Genomic DNA, 10,969 nt, shown 5'->3' with positions numbered 1-10,969 from the left:
AGCGGCCTCCGTCAGCAAGTACAGGCGTGAGCACGAGCTCGCCGGCGCAGGCGCGCGCTGCGCGGCGGGTCGTTCGCAATGTGTGGTTGTACTGGTTCATGTCAAAGCACCGGCTTTTGGTTATTGCGCGGATCCCTCCGCGCGGCGCGAATGCCCGGCCGGGCCGGCTGGGCATTCGCGCGGGGATCCGTTGCTGCTTGTCTGGTTCAGACCCGAAACACGCGCGCTCGCAGGTCTCGCCAGCGCGCGGCGAGTCGCGATTTCCGGCAGGGCGGCGGGGCGCTCGCGCGCTCACGCGCGCCGAGCACATCGGGATGGAGGGTGTGCTGCGTTTGCTGCAGTTTCGACAGGTGCGGCAAAAGAAGGCCGAAGTTCATACTGGTTCTCCTGGCGTCGCGGAGGACGCGTCGGGGAGGAAAGCCAGCAGACCCGGCAGAGCGCAATCTTTCAGCGCGCGGCGGCTCGCGTCTGCCCGCTTTCCTCAGTGCAATTCGAAAGGAAGCGGCATAACGGATAACTGTCACTGTCAGACATCGGAACTCCTTATCGTCACGGCGGCCGACCCGGGGGGCTTGCATCGAGCCGGCGGCTCGAACGCGAAGCGGCTTCAAGGGCCTCGAGGCGCGCAAGTGTCGATCCGCGCGTCGCGCTTGAGGGCGCAACGAACGAACCGTGCCGCAAGCGCGCATCGATCAGGGCGGGCTTACGGCGCGATGTCGGCCATCCGCGGCGCTTGACACGGTCAAAACGACCGTCAAAGCGCTGCGGCGTCGGTCGACGCTATTCAAGAGTGCACGAGGATTTACTGCTGGACGCGCACCATCTGCCTGGCTGGCAAGACGGCGGCTGAAAGAAAGGGAGCGCGGACGTCCTGCCGGTCAGGCAGCGAAACTGTTCGAAGATCGACAACTGCTACTGTCCAAGGCGTCAGCCCCTTTTGTTAAGACGGGCGAATTTTAGGCGCGCCACCTGTCCTAAGTCAACACGATTTGCGTCCCGCGTCAAATCTCGTGCCAATGTCGCCACAACAACCGCTGGCGGCCCGCGTCGGGCTCGTCCGAGGTTCGCTCCGGCGCGTCCCAGGCTCGGCCGGAGCGGCGATGTATTTTTTGGGGATGCATCGCCTGCGGCCTTCCGTCCATCGCCTCGATCCGGCTCGTCTCTCAAAGAGGGATCGTTCACCTCACCATACTGCCTGCCACTCCCTGCCTCTGTGCGACGGCTATCGAACCTGGCCGCAAGGTGCGTACCCGGCATACCTCGCGTCAGGCGCTCTTGCGCAAGGCCTGCTGGCTGGTTTCGCCGGCGCCCATGCGCTCGAGCCGCTCGCTCGCCTCGGTCAGCGCCCACAGCGGCGCGCCTTGCAACTGTCGGTCGTACACATTCACGAGCTGTGCAACAGCCTCGAAGCCCGCTTCGTCCAGCTGCCAGCCGCCGCCCGTGTTGCCGCGCTCGAAGCAGGCGATCAGCGCGGCGTCGGCCGCTCGCACCTGTTCCGGCCCGAGCACGCCATATCCGGCCTCCGCAATCGATTGCGCGAGCACATGAGCATGCAGCAAGGCGCGTGCGTCGTCGCCGGTGCCGCCGCGGCGCAGCGCGGCGAGCGCGAGATGCACCTGCAACGCGAGCTCATTGGCGACCGCGCGCGGGATCGGCAGCAACATCGACTTGCTGCGCCGGGGGCGACCGGCTTGCGAGCGCTGCGGAAAAGGGATGGTCCTGGCCATGGAAGGGCAAGTAAGAGTCTGTTCCGTGCAATAACGGCACGGCGCGCCGAAGGTTAAGCGCCGATCCTCAAATCGAATGTAACGATCAGTGACAGCCATGCGCCGCGCATCGCCTGACGGGCGGGCAACGGGTCGACCGTGGCCGCCTCAGCGCGGCTCGCGCTCGCCTGAGCCCTCTGCGCGCCGCGCGGCCATGAACGCCTCGATGTGGGCGATGGCCTGCTCGCATTGATCGAGACTCAGGAGATGGATCGACGGATTGGGCAGGTCGAAGCCCAGTTCCTCCCCCAGCCAGCGGATGGCCTTGCCGCGCGCCTCGAAGGCGTTGACCTTGTCGCGCCGCATCTTCGCGGCCACTAACGGTTCGAGCGCGTCGTGCAGGCGGCTCTTCGCGTCACGCAGGGCGGCGTTGGCAAGGCGGCCGAGCGGCACGTTGCGCGTGCTGCGCGCAGGCACGCCGATCCACGCCTCACAGGGCGTGCAGACCCAGAGCGGGCCGTGATCGTCGCGATACGGGTAGGCCTCGTCGGCGAAGCGCGCGAGCACCGCTTTCGCGCCGCAGTAGTCGCACAGCGGCTGCGGCAGCGCCTTGACGGGGCGGCCTACGCGCATGCGGCGCTCCTCGGGGCGATGGTCGATGGATGCATGAGTTGATGGATGAACGAGAAAAACGATGGTCCGCCGCTACGAGCGGGTCCTGGAGAAAGGATAACGGCAAACCCCGGCGCATGGCATTTGACGGCACGGGCGTTGCGGGCTGGCCGCGCGCGCGATCAGTTCGCGCTGGCGGCGGCGTGCGCCTCTTCGCGCTCGAGCGAGCGCGTGTCGCGCAGGGCGGGAAAGAGCCGCATCCACAGCAACGCGACGCAGATCGTTGCCACGCCGCCCACGAGCACGGCGCGCTGCGCGCCCCACCAGCCAGCCGTGAGCCCCGATTCGAATTCGCCAAGCTGGTTCGACGTGCCGATGAAAAGCGAATTGACCGCGCTCACGCGGCCGAGCTTTTCGTCGGGCGTGCGCAGCTGCACGAGCGACGTGCGCACGACCACGCTCACCACATCCGAAGCACCCAATATAGCCAGCGCCATGAGCGACACGCCGATGTTGTGCGAAAGCCCGAACGCGATCGTCGCGCAGCCGAACACGATCACGCCGCCGAACATCGCGAGGCCCGGCCGGCGCCGCAGCGGAAAGTGCGCGAGCCAGATCGAGCCCGACAGCGCGCCGGCGGCCGTCGCCGAGCGCAAGAGACCGAGCGCGACGGGTCCGGCGTGCAGGATGTCGCGGGCGAACACGGGCAAGAGCGCCGTCGCGCCGCCGAACAGCACCGCGAACAGATCGAGCGACAGCGCGCCGAGAATGACGGGCTGCGAACGGATGAACGCGATGCCCGAAAACACCGATTCGAGCGTGACAGGCGCCCGCGCGGGCGGTTTGGCGCGCAACGGGATCGTGCCCGAGAGCGTGGCCGCCGCCGCGAACGCGAGCGAGCAGGCCGCGTAGGCCGGCGTCGCGCCGATGCCGTACAGCAGGCCGCCCAGCGCGGGCCCGACGATGTTCGCAGTCTGGTTCGCCGAGGTCGACCACGCGGTCGCATTCGGCAGCTGCGCGCGCGGCACGACGCCCGGCAGCAAGGACGAAATGGCGGGCGACTCGAACGCACGAGCTGCGCCCACGCACGCGGCGAGCGCGTAGATGAGCGGTGCGCTCAGCCAGCCGCCGACCGTGCCGGCCGCGAAGGTCAGCGCAGCGGCGCATTCGATGAGCTGGCAGACGGATGCGATGCGTCTGCGGTCATACCGGTCCGCCACGTGACCGACGACGAGCGTCAGGCAGAACATCGGCAGGAACTGCGCGAGGCCGACGAGACCGAGCGCGAACGCGCTATGCGTGAGCGCGTAGATGTGCCAGCCCATGGCGACGGCGAGCATCTGGAACGCGAGCGACGACAGCACGCGCGCGCCATAGAAGCGCCGGAAACCGCGATTGCGCGAAAGGCTGGGCGGGTCGTCGGACGCCGCCTCCGGAGAAGGTGTGGTCATCGAACAGCGGGAAAAAGCGAAAAATCGGGTGCGCGCGCAACGAGCAGCAAGCGAGCCGCAAAGCGGCAATTTTAGTTCATGCGGCGTGGCGCCACAGGAACACGGGGGCCGCGATTGATGCGCTTTCTCTCCGATTCGTTATATCCTGTAGAATACATCGAACAATCATCCAGCAGATGGAGGCAGCAATTGGCGAGTAGTCGGCGCCTCGTAAGCGCAACACCGATAGCGCTGGTGCATCGCGCCCTCCCGCCGGCCGGCGCAGAGAGCCTGGCGGCCACGATCACCACGCTGCGTCCCGCGTCAGGGCACGAGCGCGCGGAGCTGATCCGCGACGTGATCGACGCGTTCCGGCGGCTGCGCAATAGCATCGAGCGCTTCGAGCGCATGCTCGCGCGTGGCGACGGCGCTGGCGCTGGCGCTGGCGCTGGCGCTGGCGCTGGCGCTGGCGCTGGCGCTGGCGCTGGCGCTGGCGCTGGCGCTGGCGGTAGCCATAGCGCGAGCGGCGCGAACGCGGCACCAGCCGGGGCGTCGCTGCAGCCGCTCCTCGTCGCGCTCTCGCGGCGCATCGATCTGGCCCGCTTCGCCCGACAGCGCGAACTCAAGCGCGCGATTCGCGACGCACGCCGGCTCGACAAGACGCGCGATGCGCTGTTCAGCGACGCGTTTTGCCTCGATACCAAAGCGCTGGGCCGCACCGTCGCTGAACTGGAGCGGCTCGATGCGGCCTTCGTCGGGCTCGGCGTGGAACACATGCTCGCGCAGCACGCAAGCGCGGCCGACACACACGCCGAAGCGCGATCGTCCGGGGCGGCCGCGGGCCACGCCGCCGCCCAAGGCGTCGCCGTCGCAACCACGCTCGTGCGCGAACCCGCCGCCTGAACCGCGTTGCTGGCCGCCATCCGCCCATCGTTATATCCTGTGGTATATTTCGATATCGACGCACGGCCAGCCGGGATCGAGGCACGGTCGCCGCACGCGCCCATGCACCGCCCCGCGTTTCGCAGTGGATCAGAGGTCACCATGCACGCACCGCCGTTCCACCTCGCCCGTCCGCCGGGCGGCACATCTGCCGAAGAGACCACGCTGCGCGTGCGGGCGCGCGCAGACTGCTGCGGCCCTTCGCAAGCCGAACTCGCCCGCGCGCGGCAGCGCACGCGCCTCGTCGATCTCGACGCCCATCTGCACTGCTCGATCATCGGCACCTGCCTGAGCACGCACGAGCTGCGCAAGCTCGTCCCGAAATTTACCCAGCTCGACGCCCAGCGCGCGAGCGATCTCGAGATCCACCACGCCGCGGTCGAACTGGCGATAGAAGGCGGCGCGGGCGGCAAGGCACTGCAAAAGGCCCTCGACACGCGCTATGCAGGCGCGGTGCGCCGTTTCGCCAGTGCGCGCGACACGCAAGCCGTGTTCGCGCTCTGGAACGAAGCGCTCGCGAACGGCGACATCCCGCCCGCATACTGGGCGGTGATGACACATCCGGCCACGACGATGGAAGTGCGCCAGGCCGCGTTCGGCGAGCTGCACATGCTCTCGCACCTGGTTGGCGCGGCCAATCGCGCGGACGTGTGCCGCCTCGTGGCGCTGGAAGCGGAAAACGCCGGATTGCGGGCCAAAATCGAGCGCCAGCAGGCGCGCCTGCACGAGATGAGCCGTGAGCGCGATGCCGCGCGCCACGCCCTCGATGCGCAATGCGCGCAACGGGCGGCGCAGCACGAAACAACGCCGCAGCACGCGCAGCTCGAAGCGCTGCAGGAAGCGCTCGCGGTACGCGACGCGCGGGTTGCGCTGCACACGAGCCGCCGCGAAATCGCCGAGCAGCGCGCGAATGCCGATGCCGCCGCGCTCCACACGCTGCGCGCGCAGCTCGACGAAGCTCACGCGCTGATCGACGTCTTGCGCGCCGAAGTCCATGCGATGGAGCAGACCACGCAAGCGTACGACGATCCGCAAGCCCAACGCGCGCTTCCCGAAAATGCGCTCAAGGGGCGCCGGATCGTCTACGTGGGTGGCCGGCCGGGTTCGAATCATGCGCTCAGGCGCTGGGTGGAGTCGGCGGGAGGCGAGCTGAGCTTGCACGACGGCGGCGTGGGAGATCGCAAGGGCCTGCTCGCCGCGGCGCTCGCCAACGCGGATCTCGCGGTGTTTCCCGTGGACTGCATCGACCACGATTCGATGAGCACGCTCAAGCGCGTGTGCGAACGGCATCAGGTCGCGTGGCACCCATTGCGCACGGCGAGTCTTGCCAGCTTCGTCGAGCTGATGATGCGGCTACATGCGAACGCGACGCCCACGCCCGCGGCGGTGCCCGTCTCGCGTTTCTGCCTGCGCCACGGCTAGGCGCGCGGACGTTGGCGGCAGTGCGCCGCCGCGTCACGTCAGGTCTTCACGAGCTTGACGAGCGCTGCGATCTCGGCCTCGCAGACCGCCGCCGCGCGCGCCTCGATGCTGCGATACAGGCGAACGATCTCCTCGCCCACGGGCGTGAGCATGCTGCCGCCGCCGCTCTGCCCGCCATGCTCCGAAACCGTGGCTGGCGACGCCAGCGCGCGGTTGAGTTCATCCATCAGCAGCCACGCGCGGCGGTACGACATGTTCAGGCTGCGCGCCGCAGCCGAGATCGAGCCATGCTCGCGAACCGCTTCGAGCAGCGACACCTTGCCTGGTCCGAGCGCGATCGTGCCGTCCTGGATGATGCGCATGCGAAAACGCACGTCGGGTCGGGCCGGTTTCTGCGTCTGTGCGGGCGCGGGCGCGTCTGCGCGCGGTTGATCGTGGGGGGACTTGGTCATGCGCGCAAGCATACACGATGCGTGCCGCGTGCCATTTCCCTCTGGACGACTAATGGCCGGCGGGGAAGCAGAAGCCGAAGTCCTCGCAGCCGGGGCAGCCGGGAGCCGGGCCCGGCGCAGCGCCCGACGCCAGCGCAAGTTCGCGCGCCAGCAGCTTCTTCCAGCGCAAGCCTTCCACGTTGCGCGCCACGACCTCGGGAAAGAAACGCTCCAGCGTGCTCGTCACGTCGTCGCGGCCACGCAGGCCGAGATCGCGCCACAGATGATCGGGGCGCAGGCACGCGTGGGCAATGATCGCGGCAAGGCAACGCACGTCGTCGGGGTCGGCTTGCGGCGCGGCAAGCGCAACGAGAAAGGCATGCATTGCCGTGGCAAATGCAGCGTGCGACGCATCCGCCATCACGTGCATGCGCGGCGCTTCACTCATCACCGCGCAGACGAAGTGCCGCGCACCGAGCGCGTCGATCTGCTCGTGCGTTAAACCGAGCAAAGGCAATTCGCCACGCACCTCGCGCGCCGCGACGAGCCGCGCGAAGAGCCACGCGTCAGGCGTGCGCGGCGCCTCCGGCGCCCCCGTCAGGGCGTCGCAGCGCGCGGCGGCCAACGCATCGACATCGCGCGACGGCACCACGCCGGAGTCCCCACTGCCCTGAGTCATCGCGCTCACGTGCACTCGCAGCGCATCAACCGTCTACGCCGACGATCACGCTCGACGCCTTGAAGAGCGCCGCAGCCTGTTTGCCCGCCGCGAGGCCGAGGCGATCGACGCTGTCGTTCGTCACGATGGCCGCGATCTGCGCGCCGCCCGGGGCCGCGAGCACGACTTCCGCATTCACGGCGCCCTTCGTGACCGACGCAACCGTGCCCGCCACGACATTGCGCGTGGACACCTTGCTGGCGTCGCCATCGACCATGAGGATCACCGACGATGCCTTCACGAGCGCGAAGGCCGGCTTGCCAGCGGCAAGACCCAGTGAAGCAGCGCTGCCATGCGTGATGATCGCGACGATCTCGAGACCGCCGTCGGCGCGCAGCGTGACTTCGTCGTTGACAGCACCGGCCTTGACCGCGCTGATCTGGCCGGAGAAATGGTTACGGGCGCTGGTACGCATGAGGGCCTCCACAATTGAACAGAACATTGAGCCGTCAAAAAACTGGACTCACAGTTTAGCCGTGTCAGTGTGACGCGCGCAGGCATTGATCGCCAAAATAGCCATCGGGATAAGCACATGAATACGGCAGTCCATCGTAATATATGGGCCTTTATAACGTACGGGGTATCGAACATGTTTATCCGCAAGCTGGTAGCCTCAGTCGTCGTGATGAGCGGTGTAATGGGTGCAATGGGCGCAAGCGCGAACGCATTCGCCGACGAATCCGATGTCAACGTGCTTTATGCAGGCTCGCTCGTGAACCTCATGGAAAAGAGCGTGGGCCCCGCGTTCGAAAAGGAAACGGGCCTGCATTTCAAGGGCTACGCGGCAGGCTCGAACAAGATCGCCAATGAAATCAAGGGCAAGCTGCGCCGCGGCGATGTGTTCATCAGCGCGAGCCCGAAGGTCAACGCGAGCCTCATGGGCGAGGCCAACGGCAATCACGTGACGTGGTACGTGAATTTCGCCGAATCGCCGCTCCTGATCGGCTACAACCCGAAGAGCCGTTTCGCCAGCGACTTCAGGACGAAGAAGTGGGATCAGGTGCTGCAGGAACCGGGCATCCGCCTTGGCCGAACCGATCCGAAACTCGACCCGAAGGGCGCCTTCACCGTCGAACTCATGACGAAGGCCGCGCAGGCGTATAACCAGCCTGATCTCGTCGAGAAGACGCTCGGCGCGCCGGAAAATCCCGAGCAGGTGCTGCCGGAAGAAACGCTCGTTGGCCGTCTGCAGTCGGGTCAGCTCGACGCGGGCTTCTTCTACTCGACCGAAACTTCGGACCTGAAGATTCCGGCGATCCACCCCGCGCCCGAACTGAAGATCAAGGCGAACTACACGCTCACGATACTCAACGACGCCCCCAACAGCGCCGGCGCCGCGCGCTTCGTGAACTTCCTGCTCTCGGCACAAGGCCGCAAGCTGCTCGCCGGGCACGGCGTGGATGTGACGAGGCCCGCCGTCAACGGTCAGACCCAGGCGATCCCGCCGTCGGTGCAAGCCGTGATCGACGCCGCACAGCCATGACACAAGCCGCCCAGCGTACCGGACAGGTTGCCGTGAAGCGCTCCCAGCCGCTCTGGTGGCTCGGCGCGCTGCTGGCGGTCTATCTGTGCGCGCCGTTCGTTGCAAGCATTCCGCAGATCGGGCAGGCCGACTGGACAGGCGTCGACTGGCACGCCACCTGGTCGGCGGTGGGCGTGTCGGTCGCGAGCGCTAGCGTGGCCGCGCTCATCATCCTGCTGGGCGGTGTGCCGCTCGGCTACTGGCTCGCGCGTTCGCGCGCGCGCGGCATTGCCCTGCTCGGCTTTGTCGTGCAGTTGCCGCTCGCGTTGCCGCCGCTCACGAGCGGCGTGCTGCTGCTGTTTCTCATCGGGCCGTATAGCGGCATCGGCCAGTTGTTCGGCGGCTCGCTCACCGACTCCTTCACGGGTATCGTGCTCGCCGAGACCTTCGTGGCGGCGCCCTTCCTGATCGTCGCGGCGCGCTCGGCGTTCAGCGCCGTCGATCCCGTCTACGACGACGTCGCCGCCACGCTCGGCCATCACGCCGCCAGCCGTTTCTTCCGGGTCACGCTGCCCATCGCATGGCCCGCCATCCGCGCGGGGCTCGCGCTCGCCTGGCTGCGCGCGTTCGGCGAATTCGGCGCGACCGTGATGGTCGCGTATCACCCGTATTCGCTGCCTGTGTATACCTACGTCGTGTTCGGCGGCCAGGGCCTGCCCGCGATGATGCCGCTGCTGCTGCCTACGCTCGGCATTGCGATCATCTGTGCGGTGCTCTCCGTCTATAGCCGCAGCGCACGCTCGACGCCGGCGGTGAACGTGGACAACGGCGACGAACTCACCAGTATTACGCCGGCCGCCACCGCGGCGGAGAACGCCGACCTGCGTCTTGCCTTCGCGGTACGTCGGCGGCTCGGCGCGTTCACGCTCGATGTGGCGTGGCAGCCGCAAACGCGCCGGCTCGCGATCATCGGCCCTTCGGGCTCGGGCAAGTCGCTCGCGCTGCGCATCGTCGCCGGGCTCGAACGCAACGACGCGGGCCGTGTCACGCTCGGGGCGGTCGACCTCGGCGCGCTGCCGCCCGAGCGACGACAGATCGGCTACATGCCGCAGGATTACGGCCTCTTTCCGCACATGACGGTGGCGCAGCAACTCGCGTTTCCCGTCGATGCCGACGCCGCCAGCGCACGCTACTGGCTCGCGCACCTCGGTCTCGACACGCTCACCGGGCGCCTGCCTCGCCAGCTCTCGTTCGGCCAGCGCCAGCGCGTGGCGCTCGCGCGGGCGCTCACGCGGCACACGCAGCTGCTGCTGTTCGACGAACCGTTCGCCGCGCTCGACACGCCTCGGCGGCGCCGTCTGCAGCAGTCGTTGCGGGCGCTGCAACGCGAAATAAGCGCGGTGACGGTGATCGTCACGCACGACCCCGACGAAGCGGCGCTGCTCGCCGACGAAGTGCTCGTGATCGAACAGGGAAACGTGCTGCAGGCGGGCGCCGTGGCCGACGTGTTCCAGCGGCCCGCCACGCTGCGCGTGGCCGAACTGCTCGGCCTGCACAACATCGGCGAAGGGATCGTGCGTGCTGACGGCGAGATCGAAACGCCGACGGGACTGCGCCTGCCCTGCGCCGATACATCGCTCGCGGCAGGCTCGCGCGTGATGTGGCGGGTCTCGCCGCGTGCGCTCGTCGCGACGCAGGAAGGCGCGTGGCAGGGGTGCATCGCGGGCACGTCGCTGCGTCACGGCGACCGCTACGTTACCGTCGAGATCGCTGGAGAAACCTTCGATATCGCCGCAGAAGATGCGCCGGCATCGCCTACCGGCATGCTGCGCTTCTCGATCAAGGCGAACGGGGTGCTCGCCTGGCCTGCGTCGCACGGCTCCTGACTCGCACTTCCTGAAAACGCTCACCCTTCGCGCCGACGTACCAGCACCGGTGTCGCAGCTGATGACAAAAGAGCCCCTGAAACAGGGCCTCTTTACACAAACGGTTAGCGACTGGACACGCAATTCCGCACCGTTTCTCACGGTTCCCGAATACGCTCACCTTTTGGCGTCTCGCGCCCGAGCACGCAAGGTTTCGACTGCCAACACCTGGTAGTCGGCAATATTCGCATCCCTTAACCTGGGACTACCAGGAAAATCTTGCGCGCCGGAACCAGGTTCTCCTGTCCATCGGGATCACGAAACTTCCGCGGTCAATCACGCGCGACGGTGATTTCGGCACGCTTCGTCGACGAACCGTCG

11 protein-coding genes are annotated in these 10,969 nt (G+C 67.5%); 4 read left to right on the top strand and 7 right to left on the bottom strand.

Annotated features, from left to right (window positions below):
• Positions 1 to 206 precede the first annotated feature (206 nt).
• The 4 genes from BHE01S_RS38195 to BHE01S_RS33385 form a co-directional block, all read right to left on the bottom strand.
• Entirely contained in the window at positions 207 to 377 is a 171-nt protein-coding gene (locus tag BHE01S_RS38195; RefSeq protein WP_157025796.1) for a hypothetical protein, read from the bottom strand.
• An 888-nt stretch (positions 378 to 1,265) separates the two neighbouring features.
• Positions 1,266 to 1,664 (bottom strand): hypothetical protein, encoded by a 399-nt coding sequence (locus BHE01S_RS33395; protein ID WP_245639937.1) that lies wholly within the window; start codon positions 1,662 to 1,664, stop codon positions 1,266 to 1,268.
• A 210-nt stretch (positions 1,665 to 1,874) separates the two neighbouring features.
• Positions 1,875 to 2,339, bottom strand: coding sequence for a zinc-finger-containing protein (locus tag BHE01S_RS33390; protein ID WP_042272050.1), 465 nt, complete (start codon positions 2,337 to 2,339; stop codon positions 1,875 to 1,877).
• Between the two features lie 161 nt (positions 2,340 to 2,500).
• Entirely contained in the window at positions 2,501 to 3,769 is a 1,269-nt protein-coding gene (locus BHE01S_RS33385) for an MFS transporter (RefSeq protein WP_042272047.1), read from the bottom strand.
• Between the two features lie 234 nt (positions 3,770 to 4,003).
• Here BHE01S_RS33385 and BHE01S_RS38730 point away from each other — a divergent pair, with 234 nt between their 5' ends.
• Both BHE01S_RS38730 and BHE01S_RS33375 read left to right on the top strand, forming a co-directional pair.
• A complete protein-coding gene (locus BHE01S_RS38730) occupies positions 4,004 to 4,651 on the top strand; it encodes a hypothetical protein (RefSeq protein WP_052406224.1) in 648 nt (215 codons plus the stop codon).
• Between the two features lie 141 nt (positions 4,652 to 4,792).
• On the top strand, positions 4,793 to 6,112 hold the full coding sequence (locus BHE01S_RS33375; RefSeq protein ID WP_042272044.1) for a DUF2325 domain-containing protein: 1,320 nt from the start codon (positions 4,793 to 4,795) through the stop codon (positions 6,110 to 6,112).
• A 38-nt stretch (positions 6,113 to 6,150) separates the two neighbouring features.
• On the opposite strand, the gene BHE01S_RS33370 is transcribed toward BHE01S_RS33375, so the two are convergent.
• From BHE01S_RS33370 to BHE01S_RS33360, 3 genes are read right to left on the bottom strand one after another with little or no spacing between them, the layout of a single operon-like run.
• Entirely contained in the window at positions 6,151 to 6,564 is a 414-nt protein-coding gene (locus BHE01S_RS33370; protein WP_407669583.1) for a winged helix-turn-helix domain-containing protein, read from the bottom strand.
• A 49-nt stretch (positions 6,565 to 6,613) separates the two neighbouring features.
• The gene (locus BHE01S_RS33365; protein WP_052406223.1) at positions 6,614 to 7,222 is read right to left on the bottom strand and encodes a nitrogen fixation protein NifQ; all 609 of its coding nucleotides are present in this window, start codon (positions 7,220 to 7,222) and stop codon (positions 6,614 to 6,616) included.
• A gap of 25 nt (positions 7,223 to 7,247) precedes the next feature.
• Positions 7,248 to 7,676, bottom strand: coding sequence for a TOBE domain-containing protein (locus tag BHE01S_RS33360; RefSeq protein WP_042272041.1), 429 nt, complete (start codon positions 7,674 to 7,676; stop codon positions 7,248 to 7,250).
• Positions 7,677 to 7,850: 174 nt separating this feature from the next.
• On the opposite strand from BHE01S_RS33360, the gene BHE01S_RS33355 reads away from it, so the two are divergent.
• Together BHE01S_RS33355 and BHE01S_RS33350 are read left to right on the top strand one after the other, a co-directional pair.
• Positions 7,851 to 8,744, top strand: a complete 894-nt coding sequence (locus BHE01S_RS33355; RefSeq protein WP_042272039.1) for an extracellular solute-binding protein — start codon at positions 7,851 to 7,853, stop codon at positions 8,742 to 8,744.
• Positions 8,741 to 10,609 (top strand): ABC transporter ATP-binding protein/permease, encoded by a 1,869-nt coding sequence (locus tag BHE01S_RS33350; protein WP_042272035.1) that lies wholly within the window; start codon positions 8,741 to 8,743, stop codon positions 10,607 to 10,609. The genes BHE01S_RS33355 and BHE01S_RS33350 overlap by 4 nt, the downstream gene beginning before the upstream one ends.
• Positions 10,610 to 10,969: the final 360 nt, after the last annotated feature.

The organism is Paraburkholderia heleia NBRC 101817 (assembly GCF_000739775.1).
Lineage (GTDB): Bacteria > Pseudomonadota > Gammaproteobacteria > Burkholderiales > Burkholderiaceae > Paraburkholderia > Paraburkholderia heleia.
The sequence above is the reverse complement of the archived record's forward strand: the minus strand, read 5'-3'. Positions and strand labels throughout refer to the sequence as shown.